The organism is Brevundimonas sp. SS2672 (genome assembly GCF_059579685.1).
In genome coordinates, this window is the sequence record NZ_CM184201.1 from 103,553 (window position 1) to 128,557 (window position 25,005).

The 25,005-nt window shown below is 69.5% G+C and carries 25 protein-coding genes, 1 tRNA gene and 1 pseudogene; 20 read left to right on the forward strand and 7 right to left on the reverse strand.

All coding sequences use genetic code 11. From position 1 onward, the window contains the following. The first annotated feature begins 21 nt into the window (after positions 1 to 21). Positions 22 to 1,047, forward strand: a complete 1,026-nt coding sequence (locus tag AC52GN_RS00480) for an NADP-dependent oxidoreductase (protein WP_496527836.1) — start codon at positions 22 to 24, stop codon at positions 1,045 to 1,047. Positions 1,048 to 1,064: 17 nt separating this feature from the next. Continuing rightward, entirely contained in the window at positions 1,065 to 1,472 is a 408-nt protein-coding gene (locus tag AC52GN_RS00485) for a MaoC family dehydratase (RefSeq protein ID WP_496527837.1), read from the forward strand. A gap of 249 nt (positions 1,473 to 1,721) precedes the next feature. Here AC52GN_RS00485 and AC52GN_RS00490 read toward each other — a convergent pair whose 3' ends face one another. Further along, positions 1,722 to 2,513 carry a SapC family protein gene (locus tag AC52GN_RS00490; RefSeq protein ID WP_291778603.1) on the reverse strand — a complete coding sequence of 264 codons (792 nt, stop codon included), beginning with the start codon at positions 2,511 to 2,513 and terminating at the stop codon, positions 1,722 to 1,724. A 164-nt stretch (positions 2,514 to 2,677) separates the two neighbouring features. Between AC52GN_RS00490 and AC52GN_RS00495 the strand changes: the two genes are divergently transcribed. The 3 genes from AC52GN_RS00495 to AC52GN_RS00505 are packed head-to-tail and all read left to right on the forward strand — an operon-like array spanning position 2,678 to position 4,888. Then, positions 2,678 to 3,175 carry a Fur family transcriptional regulator gene (locus tag AC52GN_RS00495; protein ID WP_291778606.1) on the forward strand — a complete coding sequence of 166 codons (498 nt, stop codon included), beginning with the start codon at positions 2,678 to 2,680 and terminating at the stop codon, positions 3,173 to 3,175. Between the two features lie 5 nt (positions 3,176 to 3,180). Next, a complete protein-coding gene (locus AC52GN_RS00500) occupies positions 3,181 to 4,068 on the forward strand; it encodes an alpha/beta hydrolase (RefSeq protein WP_453989847.1) in 888 nt (295 codons plus the stop codon). A 49-nt stretch (positions 4,069 to 4,117) separates the two neighbouring features. After that, positions 4,118 to 4,888: a hypothetical protein gene (locus AC52GN_RS00505; RefSeq protein WP_496527838.1), complete on the forward strand. Its 771-nt coding sequence runs from the start codon at positions 4,118 to 4,120 to the stop codon at positions 4,886 to 4,888. Positions 4,889 to 4,891: 3 nt separating this feature from the next. Here AC52GN_RS00505 and AC52GN_RS00510 read toward each other — a convergent pair. Together AC52GN_RS00510 and secA are read right to left on the reverse strand one after the other, a co-directional pair. Next, a pseudogene (locus tag AC52GN_RS00510) lies at positions 4,892 to 6,056 on the reverse strand (kynureninase/PvdN C-terminal domain-containing protein). A 150-nt stretch (positions 6,057 to 6,206) separates the two neighbouring features. Next, positions 6,207 to 9,059: a preprotein translocase subunit SecA gene (gene secA, locus AC52GN_RS00515; protein WP_496527839.1), complete on the reverse strand. Its 2,853-nt coding sequence runs from the start codon at positions 9,057 to 9,059 to the stop codon at positions 6,207 to 6,209. A gap of 277 nt (positions 9,060 to 9,336) precedes the next feature. On the opposite strand from secA, the gene AC52GN_RS00520 reads away from it, so the two are divergent. From AC52GN_RS00520 to AC52GN_RS00535, 4 genes are read left to right on the forward strand one after another with little or no spacing between them, the layout of a single operon-like run. Further along, positions 9,337 to 10,263 (forward strand): peptidylprolyl isomerase, encoded by a 927-nt coding sequence (locus AC52GN_RS00520; RefSeq protein ID WP_496527840.1) that lies wholly within the window; start codon positions 9,337 to 9,339, stop codon positions 10,261 to 10,263. Further along, positions 10,260 to 11,639, forward strand: a complete 1,380-nt coding sequence (gene argJ / locus AC52GN_RS00525; protein ID WP_496527841.1) for a bifunctional glutamate N-acetyltransferase/amino-acid acetyltransferase ArgJ — start codon at positions 10,260 to 10,262, stop codon at positions 11,637 to 11,639. The genes AC52GN_RS00520 and argJ overlap by 4 nt, the downstream gene beginning before the upstream one ends. Next, a complete protein-coding gene (locus AC52GN_RS00530; protein WP_087139129.1) occupies positions 11,636 to 12,052 on the forward strand; it encodes a (deoxy)nucleoside triphosphate pyrophosphohydrolase in 417 nt (138 codons plus the stop codon). The genes argJ and AC52GN_RS00530 overlap by 4 nt, the downstream gene beginning before the upstream one ends. 27 nt (positions 12,053 to 12,079) lie before the next feature. Beyond that, positions 12,080 to 12,262 carry a Flp family type IVb pilin gene (locus tag AC52GN_RS00535; RefSeq protein WP_291778631.1) on the forward strand — a complete coding sequence of 61 codons (183 nt, stop codon included), beginning with the start codon at positions 12,080 to 12,082 and terminating at the stop codon, positions 12,260 to 12,262. A 3-nt stretch (positions 12,263 to 12,265) separates the two neighbouring features. On the opposite strand, the gene AC52GN_RS00540 is transcribed toward AC52GN_RS00535, so the two are convergent. After that, positions 12,266 to 13,162: a methyltransferase domain-containing protein gene (locus AC52GN_RS00540; RefSeq protein WP_496527842.1), complete on the reverse strand. Its 897-nt coding sequence runs from the start codon at positions 13,160 to 13,162 to the stop codon at positions 12,266 to 12,268. Between AC52GN_RS00540 and AC52GN_RS00545 the strand changes: the two genes are divergently transcribed. From AC52GN_RS00545 to AC52GN_RS00575, 7 genes are read left to right on the forward strand one after another with little or no spacing between them, the layout of a single operon-like run. Next, entirely contained in the window at positions 13,161 to 13,967 is an 807-nt protein-coding gene (locus AC52GN_RS00545) for a ComFC family protein (protein WP_496527843.1), read from the forward strand. The two genes, AC52GN_RS00540 and AC52GN_RS00545, sit on opposite strands and share 2 nt — an antisense overlap. 35 nt (positions 13,968 to 14,002) lie before the next feature. Continuing rightward, on the forward strand, positions 14,003 to 14,260 hold the full coding sequence (gene grxC / locus AC52GN_RS00550; RefSeq protein WP_338577742.1) for a glutaredoxin 3: 258 nt from the start codon (positions 14,003 to 14,005) through the stop codon (positions 14,258 to 14,260). Then, the gene (locus tag AC52GN_RS00555; RefSeq protein WP_496527844.1) at positions 14,261 to 15,100 is read left to right on the forward strand and encodes a carbon-nitrogen hydrolase family protein; all 840 of its coding nucleotides are present in this window, start codon (positions 14,261 to 14,263) and stop codon (positions 15,098 to 15,100) included. Beyond that, positions 15,097 to 15,531 (forward strand): DUF1178 family protein, encoded by a 435-nt coding sequence (locus tag AC52GN_RS00560; RefSeq protein ID WP_496527845.1) that lies wholly within the window; start codon positions 15,097 to 15,099, stop codon positions 15,529 to 15,531. Before AC52GN_RS00555 ends, AC52GN_RS00560 begins: the two co-directional genes overlap by 4 nt. Further along, the gene (locus tag AC52GN_RS00565; RefSeq protein ID WP_496527846.1) at positions 15,483 to 16,349 is read left to right on the forward strand and encodes an AraC family transcriptional regulator; all 867 of its coding nucleotides are present in this window, start codon (positions 15,483 to 15,485) and stop codon (positions 16,347 to 16,349) included. Before AC52GN_RS00560 ends, AC52GN_RS00565 begins: the two co-directional genes overlap by 49 nt. Before the next feature lie 44 nt (positions 16,350 to 16,393). After that, complete coding sequence (locus tag AC52GN_RS00570) at positions 16,394 to 16,861, forward strand: DUF6265 family protein (RefSeq protein WP_496527847.1); 468 nt, start codon at positions 16,394 to 16,396, stop codon at positions 16,859 to 16,861. Further along, on the forward strand, positions 16,816 to 17,349 hold the full coding sequence (locus tag AC52GN_RS00575) for a GNAT family N-acetyltransferase (RefSeq protein ID WP_338577745.1): 534 nt from the start codon (positions 16,816 to 16,818) through the stop codon (positions 17,347 to 17,349). The genes AC52GN_RS00570 and AC52GN_RS00575 overlap by 46 nt, the downstream gene beginning before the upstream one ends. On the opposite strand, the gene AC52GN_RS00580 is transcribed toward AC52GN_RS00575, so the two are convergent. Beyond that, positions 17,336 to 17,881: an AAA family ATPase gene (locus AC52GN_RS00580; protein ID WP_496527848.1), complete on the reverse strand. Its 546-nt coding sequence runs from the start codon at positions 17,879 to 17,881 to the stop codon at positions 17,336 to 17,338. The two genes, AC52GN_RS00575 and AC52GN_RS00580, sit on opposite strands and share 14 nt — an antisense overlap. Next, on the reverse strand, positions 17,878 to 18,696 hold the full coding sequence (gene ubiG, locus AC52GN_RS00585) for a bifunctional 2-polyprenyl-6-hydroxyphenol methylase/3-demethylubiquinol 3-O-methyltransferase UbiG (protein WP_496527849.1): 819 nt from the start codon (positions 18,694 to 18,696) through the stop codon (positions 17,878 to 17,880). Before ubiG ends, AC52GN_RS00580 begins: the two co-directional genes overlap by 4 nt. 56 nt (positions 18,697 to 18,752) lie before the next feature. On the opposite strand from ubiG, the gene AC52GN_RS00590 reads away from it, so the two are divergent. From AC52GN_RS00590 to ispG, 4 genes are all read left to right on the forward strand, one after another. Next, a complete protein-coding gene (locus AC52GN_RS00590) occupies positions 18,753 to 20,042 on the forward strand; it encodes an aspartate kinase (protein ID WP_291778662.1) in 1,290 nt (429 codons plus the stop codon). Positions 20,043 to 20,105: 63 nt separating this feature from the next. Further along, positions 20,106 to 22,385, forward strand: a complete 2,280-nt coding sequence (ptsP, locus tag AC52GN_RS00595; RefSeq protein WP_291778665.1) for a phosphoenolpyruvate--protein phosphotransferase — start codon at positions 20,106 to 20,108, stop codon at positions 22,383 to 22,385. A gap of 98 nt (positions 22,386 to 22,483) precedes the next feature. Then, entirely contained in the window at positions 22,484 to 23,617 is a 1,134-nt protein-coding gene (locus AC52GN_RS00600; RefSeq protein ID WP_496527850.1) for a helix-turn-helix domain-containing protein, read from the forward strand. Positions 23,618 to 23,696: 79 nt separating this feature from the next. Beyond that, on the forward strand, positions 23,697 to 24,830 hold the full coding sequence (gene ispG, locus AC52GN_RS00605; protein WP_496527851.1) for a flavodoxin-dependent (E)-4-hydroxy-3-methylbut-2-enyl-diphosphate synthase: 1,134 nt from the start codon (positions 23,697 to 23,699) through the stop codon (positions 24,828 to 24,830). Between the two features lie 30 nt (positions 24,831 to 24,860). On the opposite strand, the gene AC52GN_RS00610 is transcribed toward ispG, so the two are convergent. Continuing rightward, positions 24,861 to 24,935 (reverse strand) — tRNA-Gly (locus AC52GN_RS00610). Positions 24,936 to 25,005 lie beyond the last annotated feature (70 nt).

Here is a 25,005-nt window from a genome sequence, read left to right on the forward strand (position 1 = left end):
GAAAACGCTCAGGGAGGCGGAATGATGAGCCTGCGCAACAGACAATGGATCCTGCGTCAGCGGCCGCACGGCCTGATCCAGGACGGCGATCTGGAGCTGGTGGAAAGCCTCGTGCCGGAGTTGAAGGACGGCGAGGTTCTGGTCCGCACCATCTATCTGTCGATCGACCCGACCAACCGCACCTGGATGAATGATTCCGAGGGCTATCTGCCGCCCGTCGGCCTGGGCGACGTCATGCGCGGCCTGACCCTGGGCGTAGTCGAACAATCGCGCGGCGAGCGGTTCAGGGAAGGCGACCTGGTCATGCCTCTGTCGGGCGCCTGGGCCGATTACGCCGTCGTGCCCGAGGCCGGGCTGCGGCCGGTTCATCGCGCGCCGGGCCTGCCGCTGACCGCCAACCTGTCCGTGCTGGGGATGACCGGCATGACCGCCTATTTCGGCGTCACCGACGTGCTGAAGGCCAAGCCGGGCGAGACCCTGGTCATCTCGGCGGCGGCGGGCGCGGTCGGCTCCATCGCCGGCCAGGTGGCCAAGCAGCGCGGCTGTCGCGTCATCGGCATCGCCGGCGGCGCCGAGAAATGCCGCTGGCTGACCGAGGACCTCGGTTTTGACGGCGCCGTCGACTACAAAAACGAGGACGTCGGCGACGCCCTAGATCGGCTGGCTCCGGACGGGATCGACCTCAATTTCGAGAACGTCGGCGGCGACATCATGATCGCGGTGTGGAACCGGCTGAAGGTGCACGGCCGCATGGCCGTCTGCGGCCTGATCTCGGCCTATAACGCCACGCGGATGCCGCCCTCGCCCAACTTCGCCCGCATCATCACCCACCGTCTGGACGTGAAGGGCTTCCTGGTCCTCGACTACGCCCACCGGGCCAAGGAGATGGTCGCCGAGATGGGGCCGTGGCTGGCGGACGGGAAGATTCACTGGAAGGTCCATGTCGACGACGGCCTGGAAGGCGCGGTCGGCTCGCTGAACCGCTTGTTCACGGGCGACCATGACGGCAAGCTGATGGTTCGGGTGTCGGAAGAACCGGCCGCCTGACCGAGGGAAGACCGCGCATGACCGAGCCGCTGCACATCCATTTCGAGGATTTCGAGATCGGCCAGGTCATTCCCCTGGGGGCCTGCGCGGTGGATGCGGCGGCGCTGGATCTGTTCGCGGAACGCTTCCTGCCGGGGTGGGACGTGGCCTATGGCGCGCCCGAGGCCATGGTCTACGCCCTGTGGAGCCGGCTGGCCGCCGATCGCACCAGCGGCTGGGCGGGCGCCAAGACCCTGGCGGTCGACGGCCTTCGCTTCCTGCGCAGCCCCCCGGCGGGCGAACTGCTGCGCGGTCGCCTGACCATCATGGGCAAGGATCCGGTAGGCGACGAGAAGGGCGTCGTCATCGCCCAGCAGGACCTGCTGGACGAGGCGGGCCGCCTGGTCTTCTCCTGCCTGACCCGCGCCCTGGTCGCGCGCCGCTAAGGTCGCGTCCTTCTCCCCTGTGGGAGAAGGTGGACGGCGAAGCCGGACGGATGAGGGGTTTCGCGCCCCTGACCGTCAGCCGGCGTCAAACTTCGGAGAGACCCCTCATCCGGCCCTGGCGGGCCACCTTCTCCCACAAGGGGAGAAGGATAAAAAACGCCCCGCCAGTTGCCTGACGGGGCGTTTGTCGTTTGGTGTTTTTCCAGGGACCTCAAGCCGCGCGAACGCGCGTTAGGCTCCTCAAAAAAATCAGGCGTTCGCGGCGACGGGCTGCTGCTTGGCGGCGCGGGTCAGGGCCATGGCGATCAGGCGATCCCAGCCCAGCAGCGACACCAGGTGGGCGTAGATCTGGCCCAGGGCGCCGTTGTCGCGCAGTTCGGCCAGCTTCTCGGCCGGCAGGGCCTTCAGCTTGTCTTCCGAGACGGCGAAATATTCGGCGATCTTCTGCGGCGTTCCGGCCGAACCGTCGGCGTTGCGCGGCGTGTAGTTGGCCTCGCGCACTTCGAACAGGTCCAGTTCCTTCAGCAGGGCGACGAAGGACTCGCTGCGCACGCGCTCCTGCTCGAAGTTGTTGCAGAACTCCATGCCGAAGTTGACGTAGCCGCTGGGCTGGCCGTTTTCGAACAGGGGAGTTTCGCCGCCTTCGACCACGAAGGGGGCGGCGCGGTCGATGCACAGCACCAGACGCTTCTGCTCGTCGTCATTGGCGAAGACGAAAGGATAGCGGCGGACGTAGGCCGGGATGTAGGCGTCGGGGCGGAAGTCGCCGTCCTCGATGAACAGGTTCTCGGCGGCGTTCAGGCCCATGGCGGCGACCGGTTGCTTGGCGTCGCCGACGAAGATGACCGGGTAGGACAGGGCGGCCGGGGCGAACTCGGTCACCGTCAGCGGCACCACATTGGTCTGGGCGACGAAGGCGTAGGGCTTGTCCGCCGGGGTCACGCCCAGCTTGCCGTGGGCCTCGGCCGACAGCGGCTCGGGCTGGGAATAGAACAGGACGTTGCCCGACAGGGGGCTGTTCGCTTGGGTCGCGTCGGTCATGAAAAAGGATCTTCTGAACAGAAAGGTCGGTTCTTCTAGCCTATGGTCGGAGCCTCCGCAAACGCCGCTGTTTGGCCACATTGCGTCAGCGGTCGGCGGCGTCGCGCGCGGGTGCGACCGTGGATGCGGTTGCAGCGGCGGTCATGACCTCCTAGCTGTAGGCCATGGGTCTGGCCTGCGATCACGAACACGCTGAACACCATCTCGGCGCCGCCGAGGTGGACCGCGCCCTGGCCGCCGTCGAGGCGCGCTGCGCCGCCGACGGCGAGCGCATGACCGCCCCGCGCCGCCGGGTGCTGGAGCTGCTGCTGACGGCGGGCGAGCCGGTGAAGGCCTATGACCTGATCGCCCGCTACGGCCTGGACGGCCAGGCGGCCAAGCCCCCGACCGTCTATCGCGCGCTCGACTTTCTGGAGCGCCGGGGCCTGGCGCACCGCATCGCCTCCATCAGCGCCTATGTCGCCTGCACCGCCGACGCCCTGGGCGAGGACAAGGGGCACGCGGCGGCCTTCCTGATCTGCGATTGCTGCGGCGCCGCCGAAGAGGTGGCGGTCCAGGGCGGCGACGCCTTCGCCCGCGCCGCCGCCGGCGCCGGCTACGCCATCGAACGCACCACCATAGAAGGGCATGGCCGCTGCCCGGCCTGTCGCGTGGCGGCCTGAACCTGATGGACGCCCTGGCCCTGTCGGCGCCGCGCCGGATCAGCGTCCCCATCGACAACCGCTGGGGCGCGGGCCAGATGGCGGTGCTCGACTTCGGCGATCCCGAGCGACCGGTCGACCTGGTCTTCGTCCACGCCAACGGCTTCAACGCCCGCACCTACCGCACCCTGTTGCAGCCCCTGTCCAGCGCCCTGCGCATCTGGGCGCCTGACCTGCGCGGCCATGGGGCGACGCGTCTGCCCGCCCAGCCCGAAGGCCATCGCAGCTGGAAAGATCACCGCGACGACCTGATCGCCCTGCTGGAGGCGACGGGCGGCCCGCCTGTGGCCCTGGCCGGCCATTCCATCGGCGGGACCAGCGGCCTGCTGGCCGCCGCCGAGCGGCCCGACCGGGTGTCGCGTCTGCTGCTGCTCGACCCCGTGATCTGGCCGCGCCCCATGGTGATGGCGCTGAATCTGCCGCTGGCCGGGCGGCTGTCGCGACGCTTTCCCATCGTCTCGCGCACCCTGAAACGCCGCGCCGTGTTCGACAGCCGGGAGCAGGCCCTGGCCGCCTATCGGGGGCGGGGCGCCTTCAAGGGTTGGCCGGACCTGATGCTGGCCGACTATCTGGCCGACGGCCTGATCGAGACCGACAAGGGGTTGGAGCTGGCCTGCAGCCCGGCGTGGGAGGCCTCGAACTACGCCGCCCAGGCGCATGACCCCTGGCGCGCCCTGGCCCGCTATCCGGGCGCGGTGCGCATCCTCAAGGGCGAGACCGGCAGCCTGTGCGCGGTTCGGCCCGGCGGGCGTCGGCCCGATTTGCAGGTCGAGACGGTGGCGGGCGGCGGCCATCTGTTCCCCATGACCCACACAGAGATCACCCGCGACGCTCTGTTCGATCTGGCGGTCTGACCTCGGCGGGGGTTGTCGTCGGGCGGTTCGATGCTAGTCCTGACGGACGATGACGTCGTCCGCCGCCCCTTCCCAACTGCCGCGCATCCTGCTGGGCGTCGTGATCGGCGCCGTGCTGGGCCTGCTGATGCTGGGGGTGGCGCTGGCCGCCTGGTGGCTGGCTGTGGCGCGCCATACGCCGCAGCCGATCGTCGCGCCCGAGGGGTTCGAGGCGCGTCTGGAAGCGGCGGCCGGGCCCGCCGCCTTCGGCCTTGCCCCCGTCTATGTTCACGGCGCTGCCAGCGGCGCCGACTGGCTGGCGCAGATCGCACCCGAGCTGGAATCTCAGGGGTATGACCTCCGTCCGACGCCGCCCGACGATCCCGTGCTGGCGCGCGAGATCGAGCGCCTGGCTCGCCGGTGGGCCGAGCCGCCGCGTCGTCCCCTGCTGATTTGGCGAGGGCCGACCGGCTTGGTGCTGTGCCGGTGCGATCATCCCCGCGCGCGGGCGCAGGCGCGTCAGTTGCTTGCGGCCGCAGCCTCGCTTGATGGAGCGCCGACGTCGACGCCTCCGGCCGTCGCCTCGCGCCGCGCCGCCGAACCGGCGGGCCCGGCCTATCCGCGTCTCGGGCCGCCACCGGCCAAGACCGTTGCGCCCTCCGCGCCGCCCGCCGCAGCCCCGGCGCGAGCTGCGCCTCCGGCCCCCGCCTTGCCGGGCGATCCGGCGCCGAGAGCCAAGGCGCCGCCCTCGCCGGGCCGATCCTCGCCCGCTCGCCCGGCCTCGCCCCGTCGCACGGATCCGCCCGAGGCCCGGCGCGACGCCGACAGCCTGTTCTTCTGAGACCTAGTCCAGCCGGGCGCAGGCGTGGATCAGCCGCGCCACGTCGTCCTCGCTCTGATACAGGCTGAAGCCGAAGCGGATCACGTCGTCGCGCACGTCGGCGATGACGTTCATCTCCTGCAGGGCCGCCTTCCAGCGCGGGGCGTCGGCGTGACGCAGCGCCAGGAAGCGGGCGCGCGGCGCCGCTCCCTCGACCGGGTTCAGGATCTCGGCCTTGTTCACCGCCCCGGCGTCTCCGCCCTGGATCGCCGTCTGAAACCGGGTCTGAAGGCCGCGTGCGTGGTCGGCGATCATTGCCGTGGTCAGGCCGTGCTGGTCCAGCATCCGGCGCACGGCGTTGAAGCGATACAGGGCGCTGGCGTCGAAGGTGGCCCCCCAGAAGCGGCCGCCGTCGGTGCGGTACTGGACGCCGCCGGGCGGGCCTTCCAGATGGCCGAACTCGGCGAACCAGCCGGTCACGACCGGGCGCGGGCCGAAGCCGGGCGGAGCGTGCAAGAAGCAGGCGCCTTCGCCCGCCATGGCGTATTTGTAGCCGCCGGCCAGATAGAAGACCCGATCCGCCACGGCCGACAGGTCCGTCGGCGTCGCCATGAAGCCGTGGTAGCCATCCACCACTACCCACGGGCCCGCCGGATCGGCCAGCTCCGCCAGCTCGCCGATCTCGCTCGAACAGGCCGCCGGTGCGGAAAAAGACCTGGCTGACGAAGATCAGGTCGTGCCCGCCCGCCCTAGCCGCGGCGACGAAGCGGTCGGCGAAGGTCTCGAACGGCGCCAGGGGCACGCGGGTGACGACCGCCTGTCCCGCTTCCTCCCAGCGTTCCGACTGGCGGCGGAAGGAGTGGAACTCGCCGTCGGTGGCCAGGATGCGCACCGGCGCCCTGTCGACCGCCGAGACGATGCGCAGCAGGATTTCATGCGTGTTGGGCGCGAAGATCAGGCTGTCGGGGGAGGGCAGGCCCAGCTCTCCGGCTACATGGCCCTGAGCCTCGGGAATGACGTCGCCGAACACCAGGTCCCATTTTCGGTCGGCGAAGCGGTTGGCCTCGGCCCAGGCCTGAACCTGGCCGTCGAAGCTGGCGTCGGGCCACAGGTGGTGGCTGTGGGCGGCGAAATGCAGGCGTTCCGGATCAAGGCCGAGCGCGCGCGAGAACAGGGGCTTGTAGTTCATGGCCGCACGCTAACCTGCGTGGCAGGCGGCGTCACCGGCCAAAGAAAAAGGCGGGCCGCTTTCGCGAACCCGCCTCTCTCAACTCGATCTTTGGCGCTCAAGCAGCGAGCGACCGCGTCGCGAGCGTAGCGCCGCGCGCGTCAGCGCGCCTCAAATAAGACTGCCATGGCAGTGCTTGAACTTGCGGCCCGAGCCGCAGGGGCAGTCGGCGTTGCGGCTGGTGCGCTCCCAGCCGATGGGCAGGGCTTCGACCGGCAGTTTGGAGCGGTCGTCGCCCGTCAGCTGGCCTTCGGGATTCTGAGCCATCGGGTTCAGCATCTCGTTCTCGCCGGTGCCGGGGTTCAGGTGGATTTCCTGGAACTCGGGCATCTCCATCGGCGGGGGCGCCTGGAACTGGAACTCGACCGTCATCAACCAGCGCGTAACGTTGTGGCGCAGGTCGTGCAGCAGCGTCTCGAACAGGTTGAAGGCCTCGGTCTTGTATTCGTTCAGCGGGTCGCGCTGGCCGTAGCCGCGCAGGCCGATGACGCCGCGCAGGTGGTCCAGATGGACCAGGTGCTCGCGCCACTGCATGTCGATCATCTGCAGCATGAACTGCTTTTCCAGACCGCGTGTCTGGTCGGCGCCGATCAGCTCCAGACGCTCGGCGGCGCGGGCGTCGGCGGCGGCGAGGATGCGTTCCTCGATCTCCTCGTTGGAGACGCCTTCCTCCGCGGCCCAGTCATGCAGGGGCAGTTCGAGGCCGAGGGTGGACTTCACCCGCTCGTCCAGGCCGTTGATGTCCCACTGCTCGGCATAGGCCTTGGGCGGCATGTAGCGCTCGACCAGATCGTTGATCGCGTCGTTGCGGAAGTCGGCGACCAGTTCCGACAGATCCTCGGAGTCCATGAACTCCTGGCGCTGTTCGAACACGGCCTTGCGCTGATCGTTCACGACGTCGTCGTACTTCAGCACGTTCTTGCGCATGTCGTAGTTGCGGGCCTCGACGCGCTTCTGGGCGGTCTCGACGGCGCGGTTCAGCCAGGGGTGGCTGATGGCCTCGCCCTCGGCCACGCCGAAGGACTTCATGATGCTGTCCAGACGGTCGCCGGCGAAGATGCGCAGCAGGTCGTCTTCGCACGACAGGTAGAATTTCGAGGTGCCGGGGTCGCCCTGACGGCCGGTGCGGCCGCGCAGCTGGTTGTCGATACGGCGGCTTTCGTGGCGTTCGGTGCCCAGGACGAACAGGCCGCCGACGGACATGGCCTTGGCCTTGGCGGCGGCGATCTCGGCCTTGAATTCCTCTTCCTTGGCGGCGAGGGCCTCGGGCGTCACCTCGACGGCCATGTTGCGCTGTTCCTGGGTCCAGCGCTGGACGCGCATCTCCAGGTTGCCGCCCAACTGGATGTCGGTGCCGCGGCCCGCCATGTTGGTGGCGATGGTCACCGCGTGCGGCAGACCCGCCTCGGCGACGATGTAGGCTTCCTGCTCGTGCTGACGCGCGTTCAGCACATTGTGCGGAATGCCGCGGCCGGTGACGTATTCCACGTCATAGGCCAGGTCGCCGGCCTTCTGGGCGTCCTTCTCGCGGCCCTCGTATTCGGGCTTCACCTTGCGCGAGACTTCGACCTGATAGTCGTAGTCCTTCAGCAGGTCGGACAGTTCCTCGGACTTCTCGATCGACACCGTGCCGACCAGGATCGGCTGGCCGCGCACGTAGCAGTCGGCGATCTGGGCGGCGATGGCGCGGTTCTTCTCGGCGAAGGTGCGATAGACCTCGTCGTCGTAGTCCTTGCGCTGGATCGGGCGGTTGGTCGGCACTTCCAGGACGTCCATCTTGTAGATGTCGAGGAATTCCTGGGCCTCGGTCGCGGCGGTGCCGGTCATGCCGGACAGCTTTTCGTAGAGGCGGAAGTAGTTCTGGATGGTCACCGAGGCCAGGGTCTGGTTCTCGGGCAGGATCTTGACGTCCTCCTTGGCCTCGATGGCCTGGTGCAGACCTTCGGACAGGCGACGGCCGGACATCATGCGGCCGGTGAATTCGTCGATCAGGACGATCTCGCCGTCCTTGATGATGTAGTCCTTGTCGCGCTGATACAGGGTGTTGGCGCGCAGGGCCTGGTTGACGTGGTGGACCAGACTGACGTTGGCCGGGTCGTACAGGTCGACGGTGTCCTCGGCGAAGTGGCCGCCCTGTTCGAGCATCTGCTCCATGCGCTCCGAGCCCAGCTCGGTCAGCAGGGCCTGGCGCTGCTTTTCGTCGAGGTCGAAGGTCGCCTTGTCCTTGACCAGCTCCTTCACCAGGGCGTCGATGATCTTGTAGAGGTCCGACCGGTCCTCGGTCGGGCCCGAGATGATCAGCGGCGTGCGCGCCTCGTCGATCAGGATGGAGTCGACCTCGTCGACGATGGCGAAGTGGTGGCCGCGCTGCACCATCTCGCGACGGTCGTAGACCAGGTTGTCGCGCAGATAGTCGAAGCCGAATTCGTTGTTGGTGCCGTAGGTGATGTCGGCCTGATAGGCCATCTGGCGCTGGCCCTGGGACAGGCCGTTGACGATGACGCCGACCTCCAGGCCCAGGAAGCGATAGACCTTGCCCATGGTGTCCGCATCGCGGCGGGCCAGGTAGTCGTTGACGGTGACGACGTGGACGCCCTTGCCGGCCAGGGCGTTCAGATAGACCGGAGCCACGGCCACCAGGGTCTTGCCTTCGCCGGTCCGCATCTCGGCGATGCCGCCCTCGTGCAGGATCATGCCGCCGGCCATCTGTACGTCGTACTGACGCTGGCCCAGAACGCGCTTGGAGGCTTCGCGCACGACGGCGAAGGCCTCGTTCTGCAGCTTGTCCAGGCTTTCGCCGCCCTCGACGCGGTCCCGGAAGGTCTGCGTCATCATGCGCAGTTCATCGTCCGAGAAGGCCTCGAACTTGGATTCAAGGGCGTTGATCTTCTGGACCTGGGCCTGGAAGGCCTTGACCTTGCGGTCGTTGGAGGAACCGAGAAGTTTCTTGGCGAAGCCGAGCATGGGCGATCCGGGTCAGGCGGTCGAGCGGCTGAAGGCTCTGAGAAAGACAGGTTTCGCCCGGTCGGGAGGCCGCGATCACGCCGACCCCAGGCCTTCCCTGCAGTCAGGGCGCGCGAAGGGCCGCGCATACGATCGAAAATCCCTCGACTTGGGCGCAGGCGGGACTTAAGCACCGCCCTTACCCCTGTCAACGCGAGGGCCTTTTTAAGGGCGGCGCGGCGCAGGCGCGAACGGCCGTTCCGGCGGCTTGCCCCCAGACCCCTGTCAGGAGCGTCCGATGCGAGCGCGGCGTCCCCTCCACAGCCTGTTCCTGATCGCCGCCGTCGGGCTGGCGCTGGGCGCCGCCGCCTGCGGGCGCGGCGGGGATGAAGCCGCGCCTGAGAAGAACGACCGCGTCGTCGCCAAGGTCAACGACCGTGCGGTCTGGGCCTCGGACGTGCGCCGCGAGGCGGTGGCCCAGGGGCTGATCGGCGAGGACGATCCTCTGGACCTGTCCTCCGAACTGTTCCGCCGGGTGATGGACGAGGTGGTCGACCAGAAGCTGCTGGCCGCCGAGGCCGAACGTCGCGGCCTTGATGTCAGCCCGGCCGCCCAGCGCCGCCTGCAGGCCGTGCGCGAGCGCATCCTGGGCGACATGCTGGTCGAGAAGGTGGTGTCCGGCGCCGTGTCCGACCAGGCGGTCGAACGCCTCTACGCCGAGCAGCAGCGTCTGGCGCGCACGACCGAGGAGGTTCGGGTGCGGTTGATCCTGGCGCCGACAAAGGAACAGGCCGACGCCGTTCTGGGCGTCCTGGGCCAGGGCGCGGCCTTCGAGGCGGTCGCCGCCCAGCGCTCCATCGACGACGCCACCCGCTATTCCGGCGGCGATCTGGGCTATTCGACGCTGGACGTCCTGCCGGGGGCCTACGCCTCCGCCCTGCAGGGCAAGACGCCGGGTCAGGTCGTCGGCCCGATCCAGACCGAAACCGGCTGGGCCGTGCTGAAGGTCGAGGATCGTCGCGCCGAGACGCCCCCGACCCTGGAGCAGGCGCGCCCCCAGATCGTGCGCTACCTGACCTATGAAGGCGTGCGCCAGCTGCTGGAGCAGTTGCGCGGCAAGGCCGAGGTCGAGATCACCCTGGACGAGGCGAAGACGCCGTCGCCTGCCGCCACGCCTCCCGCCCGGAAAACCTCCGCTCCTCCCGCCGCCGGAACCGCCACATGAGCCAGCCGTCCAAGTCCGCCTCGACCGGCAAGAAGATCGAAACCGCCATCGAGAAGGCGCTCGACCCGCTGGCCTCGGCGCTGAAGCGCGCGACGCAGTCGGCCGCCCAGGCGGTCGCCGCCGCGCCCGGCAAGCCCGGCCTGATGATCTCGCCGCTGGCCGTGCCGTTCCCGGCCATTCCGCCGATCGGCGGAGTCGAGATCGCGACGGCGCAGGCGGGCTTCTACAAGCATGAGCGCGACGATCTGGTGGTCTTCCGCTTCCCGCAGGGCGCGTCCTGCGCGGGCGTCTTCACCCGGCACAAGGTCGGCTCGGCGCCGGTCGACTGGTGCAAGCGTCATCTGGACGCCGACAAGGGCGGCGAGGGGGTCAAGGCCCTGGTCGTCAACGCCGGCTGCGCCAACGCCTTCACCGGCAAGGCGGGCGCCGATGCGGCGCGCCGCACGGCCTCCGAGGTCGCCAAGCGCTTCGACTGCCGCCAGCGCGACGTCATGCTGGCCTCGACCGGCGTCATCGGCGTGGTGCTGGACGACAAGAAGATCACCGCCCGCCTGTCTGCGGTCGAAGCCGGTCTGAAGGCCGACAACTGGGCCCAGGCCGGTCTGGGCATCATGACCACGGACACCTTCCCCAAGGGCGCCTACGCGGAGTGCGAGATCGAAGGCGTCAAGGTCCGCATCGCCGGCATCGCCAAGGGCTCGGGCATGATCGCGCCGGATATGGCGACCATGCTGGCCTTCATCGTCACCGACGCCGACATCGCCCCGCCGGTGCTGAAGGCCCTGCTGAACCTGCACGTCCGCACCACCTTCAATTCGGTGACGGTGGACGGCGACACCTCGACCAATGACACGGCGCTGCTGTTCGCCACGGGCGCGTCCGGCGCGCCGCGGATCGGCCGCGTCGGCGACCGCCGCCTGAAGGAATTCTCGGCCGCGCTGGACGACGTCATGCTCGATCTGGCCCACCAGCTGGTGAAGGACGGCGAGGGCGCGACCAAGTTCGTCAAGGTGACGGTCGAGGGCGCCGCTTCGCCCGCCTCGGCGCGCAAACTGGCCAAGTCGATCGCCGACAGCCCCCTGGTCAAGACCGCCATCGCGGGCGAGGACGCCAACTGGGGCCGCATCGTCATGGCCGTGGGCAAGACGGAGGAGGCGGTCGACCGCGACCGTCTGGCCATCCGCTTCGGCCCGCACGTCGCCGCCGTCGACGGCGCGCCCTCGCCGACCTACGACGAGGCGGTCATGAGCGCCTATATGAAGAACCCAGAGATCGACATCACCGTTCATGTCGCCTCGGGCCGGGCCTCGGCTACGGTGTGGACCTGCGATCTGACCAAACGCTACATCGAGATCAACGGGGACTACCGCTCGTGAGCGAGACGCCCGCCGTTCCCACCGTTCTGGTCGTCGCCGTCGCCCTGATCGACCCGGACGGCCGCGTGCTGATCGCCAAACGGCCCGAAGGCAAGCAACTGGCGGGTCTGTGGGAATTCCCCGGCGGCAAGGTCGAGCCGGGCGAGCGGCCCGAAGCCGCCCTGATCCGCGAGCTGAAGGAAGAACTGGGCATCGACGTGAAGGAGGCCTGCCTGGCCCCCTTCGTGTTTACCAGTCACGCTTACGAATCCTTTCACCTGTTGATGCCACTCTATCTGTGCCGGCGCTGGTCCGGCGTGGTCGAGGCGCGCGAGCACGCGGGTCTGGCCTGGGTGAAGCCGGACAAGCTGTCGGCCTATCCCATGCCTCCGGCCGACGAACCGCTGATCGCCTGGTTGCGCGATCTGCTCTGACGGGCCGACGATAGGGGAGGGCCGGGCGTGAAGGGTTTCATCTGCCGGTTCCATCGCGACGAAGGCGGCGCCACGGCCATTGAATACGGCCTGATCTGCGCCCTGATCTTTCTGGTCATCATCGCCGCCGTCACCGCCTTCGCGGTGCGATCGAACGCCATGTACGACTACATCTCGACGACCATCAGCGCTGCGATCAGCGGAAGCTGAGCCTCAGTCCTCCTCGCCGGTCTGCTCCCTGACGCCCAGGGCGTCGGCGAGACGCGTCTTGGCCGAGCCGCGCCTGGCGGGCTTCTGCTGGCTCTCGTGCGGCGCCCATCCGGCCAGATGCACCATTTCGAAAGTAGCGGGGATGCGCCCGTCCGCCTCGGCGTGACGCTCGGCGTAGAGCTGGGCCGCGCGGGCCAGCACGGCGCGGCTGAGGGGGCGGATCGGCCCGGCCAGCACGTTCGTCTCGCCCATCGCCCGCAGGTCGCGCATCAGGGCGAAGGGATCGCCATAGCGCACCGTCACCCGGTCCACGTCCGTCACCGGCAGGGCGAACCCGGCTCGTTGCAGCAGGGCCGCCCCGTCGAAGCCGTCAGCGAAGGGCGAGACGCGCGCCTGGGCGCCGCCGTTGACCTCCAGCTCCGCCTCGGTCAGCACGCCGCGCAACTCCTTCAGCGTCGCGGCGCCGAACAGGCTGGCGACGAATAGGCCGTCGGGCTTCAGCGCGCGGCGGATTTGGCTCAGCGCGCCGGGCAGGTCGTTGGCCCAGTGCAGGCCCAGAAGATTGATGATCAGATCGGCCGATCCGTCCTCAAGCCCCAGCGGTCCCGCGCCGGGCGCGGCGCGCTCGGCCGTCGAGCCGACGGCGCGCACCTGCGCCACCCTTTCGCGCGCCGGGCTGTCGGCCAGGGCGCGGGCGAAGACGCCGGGGTGCGGCGACAGGTCGACGGGCGTCTGAAACTCGCGCAGGATCACCTCCAGACTGTTCACCGCATTGTCGGCGGCGCGCAGGTGCAGGAAGTCGGCGTCGGGGAAACGTCGGGCGGCGCGGTTCAGGCGCGCGGCGCGTCGGGCGGCGTCGAAGATGATCGGGGGACCGGAGGAGGGAGAGGGGGCGCTCATGTCGGTTCAGGATGGGGGCTGGCGAGGTCGATTGAAAGGCGTGAGCTCGCCTTTAGCATCCGGCGCGCGCGATGCGGGCCGGGGCCTGCTGGATATTCTGTTGCCGCCTGTGGCTCACGACAGCCGCGAGGCGGCGGCGTCCGCGGGCCTGTCGCCCGACGCCTGGAGCCGGGTGGCCTTTCTGGAGGCGCCGGTCTGCGACGGTTGCGGCGCGGCGTTCGAATATGACGGCGGCGACTTCGCGGCGGAGCGGTGCGCGGCCTGCGTCGCCAGTCCGTACGCCTTCGGCCGGGCGCGAGCGGCCTGCGTCTATGACGAGGCGTCGCGGGGGATTATCCTGAAGTTCAAGCACGGCGATCAGCAGCAGTTCGCCCCCCTGTTCGCCCGCTGGATTAGCCGTTCGGCGGCGCCCCTGATCGAGGCGGCCGACGCCGTGGTTCCCGTGCCGCTGCATCGCGCCCGCCTGCTGTCGCGGCGCTTCAATCAGGCGGCCGAGATCGCCCGGCCGCTGGCCCGCGCGGCGCGGCTGGACTATCTGCCCGACGCCCTGATCCGTCCTCTGCCGACCGCCAGCCAGGGCGGCAAGTCCGCGCGCGGACGGCGACTGAACGTCAAGGCGGCCTTCGCCGTGACCGAGGCTGGGCGCCGACGCATCAAGGGACGTCGTCTGCTGCTGATCGACGACGTGCTGACCACGGGGGCCACGGCCGAGGCCTGTGCGCGGGTGCTGATGGAGGCCGGAGCCCGCGCCGTGGACCTGGCTGTCATCGCGAGGGTGAAAAACGCGCGCGAACCGCTTAAGTGAGGGAGAACCTTCCCATTCGCCTTCAGGAGCTCCCCTTGGCCGACGTCGTTCTCTACACCAAACCCGGCTGCCCCTACTGCATCCGCGCCATGGCCCTGCTGGACCGCAAGGGCGCGGCCTATACGAACATCGTCGCCTCCAACGATCCCGAGAAGAAGGCCGAGATGGTCGAGCGCTCGGGCGGCGCGGCCACCTTCCCGCAGATCTTCATCAACGGGAAGCACGTCGGCGGCTCGGACGACATCCACGCCCTGGACCGCAAGGGCGAGCTGGACGCCCTGCTGGCGGCCTAGGTGATCGACACGCTCGACATTGCGCTGATCCAGACGCGGACGCCGGCGACGGCGGCCGCGGGGCTGGCGCATGTCGAGCCTCTGATCCGCCAGGCGGCGGCTGAGGGCGCGCAACTGATCCTGACGCCCGAGGGGACCAATTTTCTCGAACAGCGCCGGGCCTTGCGCGACGCCGCCCTGTCGGACGAGGACGCCGATCCCGCTGTCGCCGGGCTCAAGGCCCTGGCCGCCGAACTGGGCGTCTGGCTGCTGGTCGGCTCGGTCATCGTGCGCTCGGGCGCCGAGGGCGATCCGCGCGCCGCCAACCGGTCCCTGCTGATCGACCCCAGCGGGGCGATCACGGCCCGCTATGACAAGCTGCACGTCTTCGATGTCGACCTGCCGAACGGCGAGACCTATCGCGAAAGCGCCTCGATCAGGCCAGGCGAGACGGCGGTGGTCGCCGACAGCCCCTGGGGCGGTCTGGGCCTGACCATCTGCTACGACCTGCGTTTCCCGCATCTGCACCGCGCCCTGGCCAAGGCGGGCGCGAGCCTGATCGCCGTTCCCGCAGCCTTCACCCGCCCGACCGGCGAGGCGCATTGGGAGATCTTGCTGCGCGCCCGCGCCATCGAGACGGGCGCCTTCGTCCTGGCACCGGCCCAGGGCGGCACGCATGAGGACGGCCGCCAGACCTGGGGCCGCTCCCTGGTCGTCGGCCCGTGGGGCGAGGTCATCGCCCGCCTCGACCACGATGAACCGGCCGTTCTGCACGCCCGGCTGGACCTTCAGGCCGTGGAGAAGGTGCGCGCCAGCGTGCCCGCCCTGCGCCACGACCGCGACTTCGACCTGCCCCTATGATCCGTTACGCCCTGTCCTGCGACCACGACCACGGCTTCGAGGCCTGGTTCGGCTCCTCGTCCGACTATGACGATCAGGCGGCGCGCGGCCTGGTCGAATGCCCCTTCTGCGGTTCGGCGACGGTGAGGAAGCAGGTGATGGCCCCGGCCGTCTCCGGCACGAAGAAGACCGCGCCCTCGCCCGACGCCATGAAGCAGATGCAGTCGATGATGATGCAGGCGGCGCAGCAGGTGCGCGACCATGTCGAGCAGAATTTCGACTACGTCGGCGACGCCTTCGCCCGCGAGGCCCGCGACATCCACGAAGGCCGCAGCGAGAAGCGCGAGATCTACGGCGAGGCCACCCCCGCCGAGGTGAAGAAGTTGAAAGACGACGGCGTGCCTTGCGCGCCCCTGCCCAGCCTGCCGCCCGACCCCAAGAAGGCGAACTGACTGCAGATGGGGGAGGGGAGCAGCGGTACGAGGAATTCGCCCCGCCTGACCCTTTGCGCCCCTTCGTGCGCCTGCTGTGGACCTACGCCGCGCCAAGCCCCAGCGGCGGGGTTCAGCGCATCGCCCCGGACGGCTGTCCCGAACTGATCGTCGATCTGGCCGCCCCCTATGAGGAACAGGACGCCGACGGCGTCTTCCGCCTTCAACCGCCGGTGATCTTCGCCGGCCAGATGACCCGGCCCATGGCCATCCGTCCGGTCGGTCCGGTCGAGATCGTCGCCGCCAAGTTCGAGCCGGACGGGGCGCGCGCGTTTCTCGACCGCCCGCTGATCGAGGCGACCGACCGGCGGCTGGACCTCGTGGCGCGGCTGGACGGCTTCACGGCGCCGTCCGGCGATCCGGCGGGGCAGGCCGCCGCCCTGGGCGCCTGGCTGGAGGAACAGCGCCGGGCGGGCGACTGGCGTATCGATCCGGCTGTCCGCGCTCAGGTCGCCGCCGCCGAGAGCGATCTTGAGGGGCCGCCTTTGAGTCCCGCCGAGCGCCGCGCCCTGCAGCGCCGGTTCCGCGACCGCGTCGGCGTGGCGCCGCGCACCCTGCGCTCGGTCTTTCGTTTCCGCCGCATCTTCGATCATGCGATGGGCCAGGACGCCGACGCCGCCTCCTGGCTGGAGGCCGGTCTGGCCGCCGGCTATTTCGACCAGCCGCAGATGGCGCGCGACTTCCGCCGCTTCCTGGGCTGCACCGCCACCGCCTGGGCGCGCGAACAGGTGGAACTGGCGCGACGGCTGGCGTCGCATTCCTACAAGCCCGCGCCGTGAGGGCGGCGTAACCTTCCTTCCGTCCTTGAGGAGGGGAGAGCCCCATGTCCGTTTCCAGCCTGCTGGCCGCCGCCCTGTTGCAGACCGCCGCGCCCGCGACGCCTGCGCCCGATCTGTCTTGGCTGGCGGGCTACTGGCTGGACTGTTCCGGCGGGCGCGAGGCGTCCGAGACCTGGAGCGACCCGCGCGCGGGGCTGATCGTCGGCCACTCGGTGACTGTGCGCAATGGCCGCAGCGGCTTCGAGAACGCCCGTATCGGTCCCCTGAAGGACGGCGGCCTGGCCTATTTCGCCCAGCCGGGCGGCGCGCCCGCGACCCCCTTCCGCCTGATCGACAGCGGCCTGCAGCGGGCGGTTTTCGCCAATCCGGACAACGACTTTCCGCACCGCATCATCTATGAACGCGCGGGGGATGTGCTGACCGCCCGGATCGAAGGGGCGGACGACGACGAGAACCGGAGCGTGCAATGGCGATTCAACAGGGCGGAGCTGAACGCCCGCTGTCCCCTCTGACCTGGCGGCCGATGACGGCGGACGATCTCGACGGCGTGGTCGCGGTGGCTCAGCTGTCCTTCCCCGATCATCCGGAAGAGCGCGCCTGCTTCGCCAACCGTCTGGAACTCCACCCTGAGGGCTGCTTCGTCCTGGCCGCCGAGGACGGGCCGGTGATGGGCTATCTGGTCGCCTATCCGTGGGTGCGGAACGCCGCCCCGGCGCTGAACGTGCTGATCGACGCCATCCCGGCCGAGGCCGAGGTCGTCTATCTGCACGACCTGGCCCTGCACCCCGACACGCGCGGCGGCGGCCACACCCGGCCGGTGGTCGAGCGTCTGGCGGAGCAGGCCAAGACGGCGGGCTGGCCGGCGGTCGCCCTGGTGGCGGTCAATGACGCATCCAGCTTCTGGGCGCGCAACGGCTTCGAGATCCAGAACCCGCCGGGCATGGCCGAGAAGCTGGCCAGCTACGGCGACGACGCCCGCTATATGGTCAGGCCGCTGTAAGCGTCTTCAGCACGAAGGCGAGGCGCTCGGCGACGGGCGCCTGGGGCAGCTCGATCAGTTCATAGCCGAAGCGCGGATAGGTCTCGGCCATGGCGTCGAAGGTGCGGCGGGCCTCGTCCAGATCCTGTTTGCGCTCGGCGTCCTGGCCGAAGATCTCGGGCCAGACCGGGGCGATGAAGACGCGCCGGTCATAGCGGATGTCCTGCGCCGCCCGCTCCACATGGGCCGGGACCGGCAGGCCGCACAGGGTCAGATAACCGACCACGTCCGGAACGCCGCGGTCGAAGAAGACGGGCCCGGCGGCGCCCTCGGCGCCGGTGTGAGCCTCAAGCTCGCGATCCAGCATCAGTTCAGCGAACAGGGCGCGGTCCTTCCACGGCAGGGCCTCGCCGTCGATGGCCTGCTGGCGGCGGATGATCGCCCGCCCGGCCTCGGGCGAAGTCGCATGGCCCGCCGCCGACAGCGCTTCCAGCAGGGAGGTCTTGCCCGAGCCGGGACCGCCGGTCAGGACGATGCGGCGCGGGCCGCTCATGCGTCGCGGGTCGCCATCATCATGTAGTTGATGCCCACGTCGTCGCCCTCGCTCCAGCGGTCGTTCAGCGGGTCATACGCCAGGCCATAGGGGCCGGTGACGGTCAGGGGCTCGCCGTCCAGCATGGCGCGCAGTTCATCGGGCTTGAGGAACTGGCGCCAGTCGTGGGTGCCCGCCGGCACCCAGCGCAGCACATACTCCGCCGCGACCTTGCCCAGCAGCAGCCCCTTCAGCGTACGATTCAGGGTGGCGACGATCATCAGGCCGCCCGGTTTGATCAGTTTCGAGCAGGCGCGGATGAAGCTTGTCGGATCGGCGACGTGTTCGATGACCTCCATCGTCAGCACGACGTCGAACGGGCCGGCGCCCGCTTCCACCATCTGCTCCACCGTGGCGGCGCGATAGGCGATGTCCAGACCGACCTGTTCGGCATGGGCGCGGGCGGTGCCGATGTTCTCGGACGAGGCGTCGATGGCCGTGACCTCAAAGCCCATGCGCCGCATCGGCTCGGCGATCAGGCCGCCGCCGCAGCCGATGTCGATCAGGCTGAGTCCGTCGAAGGGCGCGCGCGCCTTCACGTCGCGATCAAAGTGCTCCGCCGCCCGATCGCGCACGAATTTCAGCCGCGCCGGATTGAAGCGGTGCAGGGGGGCGAAAGGGCCCTTGGGATCCCACCACGCGGCCGCCTGGGCCGAAAAGCGCGCCACGTCGGCCGGGTCGATGCTGGGCCCTTCGGCACGATCGGTTGCAAAGGGTGAAAAACCCTCTTCGCTTTGGGGTTTGCGCGGATCGAGGCTGTCGTTAGAAGCGGGCATGGGCAGAGGCATGGACCGCCTTCGCCCGCCATGCAAGCAGGGGATCAGACGCCAGGATGACGCGGGCCGACACGAACCGGTTGGTGATGAAGTTCGGCGGCACGTCCATGGCCGACCTTGAACGCATCCGTCGCGCGGCGCGCATCGTCGCCGCCGAAGCCGCCAGAGGCAAGAAGGTGGCCGTGGTCGTCTCGGCCATGGCGGGCAAGACCAATGAGCTGGTCGCCTGGACCGACGGCGTGGGCGCCGCGGCGCCGGGTCTGTACGGCGACGGCGCCCTGTCGGACGATGAATACGACGTGGTGGTCGCCTCGGGCGAGCAGGTGACCTCGGGCCTGCTGGCCCTGACCCTGCGCAACATGGGCCTGAAGGCGCGCAGCTGGATGGGCTGGCAGATTCCGATCCTGACCGACGACGCCCATGGCCGCGCCCGTATCGAGGAGGTGCCGGGTGATGCGCTGGGGGCCGCCGTCGACGCGGGCGAGATCGCCATCGTGCCGGGCTTCCAGGGCGTGACCCGCGACGGACGCATCACCACCCTGGGCCGGGGCGGGTCGGACACCTCGGCCGTGGCCGTGGCGGCGGCCCTGGGCGCGCCGTGCGATATCTATACCGACGTGGACGGCGTCTATACGACCGACCCGCGCATCCAGAGCCGCGCCCGGCGTCTGGAGAAGGTGTCCTACGAAGAAATGCTGGAGATGGCGTCGCTCGGCGCCAAGGTGCTGCAGACCCGCTCGGTCGAGCTGGCCATGCACAAGCGCGTGCCGGTGCGCGTCCTGTCCAGCTTCATCGAGCCGGACGAAAACGGGATTCTGCCGCAACACGCCGGCACCCTGATTTGCGACGAGGATGAGATCGTGGAAAAGCGCATCGTTTCCGGCGTGACCATGAGCCGGGACGAAGCCCGGATCACGCTGCTGGGCCTGTCGGACCGGACGGACGCTCCGGCCGACGTCTTCACCCGCCTGGCCGAGGCCGAGGTCAACGTCGACATGATCGTGCAGAGCCAGGCCCGCACCGAAGGCGCGGTCAACCTGACCTTCACGACCGGCCGCCGCGACGCCCGTCGCGCCGCCGATCTGATGAGCGCGGCCAAGGCCGATATCGGCTTTGAGGAAATCCGCGTCGATGACGACGTGGCCAAGGTCTCGGTGATCGGCGTGGGCATGAGAAGCCACGCGGGCGTGGCCCAGACCATGTTCCGCGCCCTGGCCGACAAGGGCGTGAAGTTTCAGGCCATCTCGACCTCGGAGATCAAGATCAGCGTCCTGATCGACTCCGATTACGCCGAGCTGGCGGTTCGGGCGCTGCACGCGGCCTACGGACTGGACGCGGAAGACTAGGATAACGGAATCGCCCCCCTATCTGGGAACTGAAGGCCAGAGGGCGGCAAGGCGGGAGAGACCATGGTCAAGGGCGGGTCAGTGACGGCGAGGGGGCCTCGCCTCCTGCTGCGTCAGATCCGCGAGGCTCTGGCCGGCGCCGGCGGCGGCGCGCCGGCCCAGGATCGACTGAACATGGTGGTGCGGATCATCGCCCGCTCCATGGTGGCCGAGGTCTGCTCCATCTATCTGCGGCGCGCCTCGGGCGAGCTCGAACTGTTCGCCACCGAGGGGTTGAACCCCGACGCCGTCCACAACACCCGCCTGCGCCCCGGCGAGGGTCTGGTCGGCGAGGTGGCCCGCACCGCCGCGCCGCTCAGCCTGTCGGACGCCCAGTCGCATCCCAGCTTCTCCTACCGGCCCGAAACCGGCGAAGACCCCTATCACGCCTTCCTCGGCGCGCCCCTGCTGCGCGGCGGCCGGGCCATCGGCGTCCTGGTCGTCCAGAACCGCGCCGCCCGTCGCTATGACGAGGAAGAGGTCGAGGACATCCAGACCATCGCCATGGTTCTGGCCGAGACGGTGGCCTCGGGCGAGCTTCTGGCGCTGGAGGAGCTTCGCGACGTCGAGGTGGCGCCCCACCGCCCCGAACGGCTGAAAGGGCAGAAGTTCGCGGAAGGGTTGTCGTTCGGCCAGGCCGTGCTGCATGAGGCGCCGATCGCGCCCGAACAGCTTCTGGCCGACGACCCCGCCGCCGAGGAGGCGCGGCTGAAGGATGCGCTGGAGCGTCTGCGCACCAGCATCGACGCCCTGCTGGAAGGCAGCCAGGGCAAGCTGGGCGGCACCCCTTACGAGGTGCTCGAGACCTATCGCATGTTCGCCGACGACCGGGGCTGGAACCGGTCGTTGGAGGAGGCTGTGCGCTCAGGCCTGACGGCCGAGGCCGCAGTGGACCGCGTCCGCAACGAGCATCGCGCCCGCTTCGCCAACGCCCGCGACCCCTATATCCGCGAGCGGCTGCACGACTTCGAGGACCTGGCCAACCGTCTGCTGCGGCTGATGGCGGGCGACCATCCGGGCCAGCGCGACCTGCCCGACGACGCCATCCTGGTGGCCAAGAACCTGGGCCCGGCGGATCTGCTGGAATATCCGCGCGACCGGCTGCGCGGCCTGCTGCTCGAGGAAGGTTCGGCCGCCAGCCACGCCGCCATCGTCGCCCGCGCCCTTCAGATTCCTTGCGTCGGCCGCCTGCAGGGGCTGCGCGACCGCCTGACCGAGGGCGATCAGGTCATCGTCGACGGCGAGACGGGCGAGGCCTACCTGCGCCCCCGCCCCGACATGCTGGCGGCGGTCGAGAGCCGCATGGCCGTGCGCGAGCAGCGACGCGCCGAGTTCGACCAGCTGCGCGACACGCCGGCGGTCACGAAGGACGGCAAGCGCATCATGCTGCTGACCAACGCCGGCCTGGCGGTGGATCTGGAGAATCTGGACGCTACGGGGGCCGAGGGCATCGGCCTGTTCCGCACCGAGTTCCAGTTCATGGTCTCGGACGAGCTGCCGCGCCTGGACGCCCAGACGGCGCTCTACAAACTGGTGCTCGACGCGGCGGGCGACCGGCCCGTCACCTTCCGCACGCTCGACATCGGCGGCGACAAGGTGCTGCCCTATCTCGACAACGAGCGGGAGGAGAACCCGGCGCTCGGCCGCCGCGCCATCCGTCTGGGTCTGGATCGTCCGGCCCTGCTGCGGATGCAGCTGCGCGCCTTGCTCAGCGCCGCCGCCGGGCGCGAGCTGCGGGTCATGTTCCCGATGATCGCCACGGTGGACGAGTTCCGGGCCGCCCGCGAACTGGTCGATGTCGAGTGCGACTGGGCGCGGCGCCGGGGTCGGCCCCTGCCGTCCCTGCTGCGTGTCGGGGCCATGATCGAATGCCCCAGCCTGCTGTGGCACCTGGACGCCCTGCTGCCGCTGACCGACTTCGTCTCCATCGGCACCAACGACCTGCTGCAGTATATGTTCGCCGCCGACCGGACGAACCCCCGCGTGTCGGACCGCTATGATCCCCTGTCGCCGCCCGCCTTGCGGGCCTTGGCCGAGATCCAGCAGAAGTGCGCCGACAGCGCCACGCCCGTCTCCGTGTGCGGGGAACTGGCGGGCCGCCCGCTGGAGGCCTTCGCCCTGATCACCCTGGGCTACAATCGCCTGTCCGCCCCGGCGGGAGGGGTGGGGCCGGTCAAGCGCATGATCCTGTCGGCCGATCTGAACGCGGCGCGGCGGGGGATGAACGTCCTGCTGGGCTCCTCGGCCGGATCGGTGCGCGGCGAGATCGAGTCGCTGGCGCGCAAGCTGAACGTCGAAGTCTGAACAAGCGCGGCCGCTTTCGCGCGTTGCCCGCGCTCTTCGCCTCGTCTAAGCGGGGATGACGGGCGCACGGGCGCCCGGCGTGACGGAACCCCGACCCTATGGACCAGGATCGGCAAGCCGCGTTCGACTTCGACGCCGACGCGACGCTGGATCAGACCCCTGAGCCGACGCCCCAGGCGGCGTCGGAGGATCCCTCGGATGATTCCCTGGGCGCCTCCCTGCGCGCCGCGCGCCTGGCCTCGGGACTGTCGCTGGCCCAGCTGTCGACCATGACGCGGGTGCACACGCGCTTCCTGACGGCGCTGGAGCAGGGCGAGTATGCGGTCCTGCCGTCGCGCATCTTCTCCATGGGCTATGTGCGCGCCTATGCGGGCGCCCTGGGTCTGGACGAGCTGAACGCCGTCGAACGGTTCAAGCAAGAGTACCCCGACGCGGCCGTGCCGCTGCAGCCGCCGACGGGCGCCGCCCTGCAGCAGATGCGTCAGAACTCGCCCAAGATCCTGGGCGTGATCGGCGTCTTCCTGGCGGTGGTGATCGGCTGGAACGTCTTCCAGCGCCTCAACCGCATCGAGGCGCCGCACCCTTCTGATCTGGTCGCCGTGCCCGAGGACTGGGCTGAGCAGGCCGACCGCCAACGAGACCGCGCCCTCTATCTCGGCGCGCCCAGGGCCGCTCCGCCGGACCAGACCACGCCGGCCATGTACGTCACGCCGGGTCTTGAGGCGCAGCTGACGGGCGTCGATCCGGACGACCCCAACGCCGTCTCGCCGCCCGCCCCGCCGGTCCAGGCGGCCTTCAACCCGCGCGGCGCCATCTACGGCGCCTCGGCCACGGTGTCGCAGGTGACCCTTCAGGCCCGCAAGCCCGCCATCCTGGTCATCCGCCAGGGCGACGGCCGCATCCTGTTCGCGCGTCAGCTGGCGGCGGGTGAGGCCTGGCGTGCGCCGCCGAGCTTGTCGGCCACCATCGACACGCCTGATCCAGAGGCCTTCGACGTCTATCTGAACGGCGAGCACGGCGGCGTGCTGCCCGCCCCCCAGTCGCCGCTCGGCACGCTCAACAACCGCGCCCAGGCCGCCGCGCGCGAGTCCGAGGCCCGCGCCGCCGCCGCCGTCGAGGCCCGCGCCCGCGCGGCTCAGGCCGCCGCGGCCGCCGCTGCGGCTGCGAGCGCGACGGGGCCGCAGCCGTATCAACCTGCGCCGGCGACCGCCGCTCCCCCGCCGGCCGCCTGACCCTCTCTGCCGGCCAAGGCGCGATCTTTCGCCGCCTGTCGTGGTTTTGCCGTTCTTCCTGTCCTATGTTCCCGGCGTCATGAGCGACCATTCCGAACTCGGCCACATCCGTCCCTGGCGTCACATCGAGCGCCGCAAGAGCCGCCAGATCATGGTCGGCTCCGTTCCCGTGGGCGGGGGCGCGCCGATCAGCGTCCAGTCGATGACCAATACGCCGACCGCCGATGCGGCGGCGACGCTGGAGCAGATCCGTCAGCTGGAGGAGGCCGGGGCCGACATCGTCCGCGTCTCCTGCCCGGATGAGGAGTCGACGGCGGCCTTCCGCACCATCGCGCGCGAAGCCCGCGTCCCGCTCGTGGCCGACATCCACTTTCACTACAAACGCGGCATCGAGGCGGCCCAGGCGGGCGCGGCCTGCCTGCGCATCAACCCCGGCAACATCGGCTCGATCGAGCGGGTGAAGGAAGTCGTTCAGGCCGCTCGCGACCACGGCTGCTCCATGCGGATCGGCGTCAACGCCGGCAGCCTCGAGAAGGAGTTGCTGGAGAGGTACGGCGAGCCCTGTCCTGACGCCATGGTCGAGAGCGCGCTGAACCACGCCCGCATCCTGCAGGACCTCGACTTCCACGAATTCAAGATTTCGGTGAAGGCCTCCGATCCCTTCCTGACGGTCGCCGCCTATCAACAGCTGGCCGAGGCGATCGACTGTCCGCTGCACCTGGGCGTGACCGAGGCCGGTCCCTTGCGCACCGGCACCATCAAGTCGGCCATCGGCATGGGGAACATGCTGTGGGCGGGCATCGGCGACACCATCCGCGTGTCCCTGGCGGCTGAGCCGGTCGAGGAGATCAAGGTCGGCTTCGATATCCTGAAGTCCCTGGGCCTGCGTCACCGGGGGGTGAACATCATCGCCTGCCCGTCCTGCGCCCGTCAGGGCTTCAACGTCATCGAGACGGTGGGGATTCTGGAGGAGCGGCTGGCGCACATCTCGACGGCCATGTCGCTGTCGATCATCGGCTGCGTGGTCAACGGACCGGGCGAGGCCCTCTACACCGACGTCGGCTTCACCGGCGGCGGCAAGGGCGCGGGCATGGTCTATCTGAACGGCAAGATCGCCCACAAGCAGGCCAATGACGGCATGATCGACGAGATCGTCGCCCAGGTGGAAGCCAAGGCTGCAGAACTGGACGCCGCCCGCAAGGCCGCCGAATAGTCGTGAAAGCGGAAAACGCCGGCTGAGTGTTGGAGCGGGTAGCGAGAATCGAACTCGCGACATTCAGCTTGGGAAGCTGACGTTCTACCTCTGAACTATACCCGCGCCGCGCCAGGGCGGACGGCGAAGATATAGGGCGCGGGGCAAAAGAAAAGGCCCGGCGAACCGGGCCTTC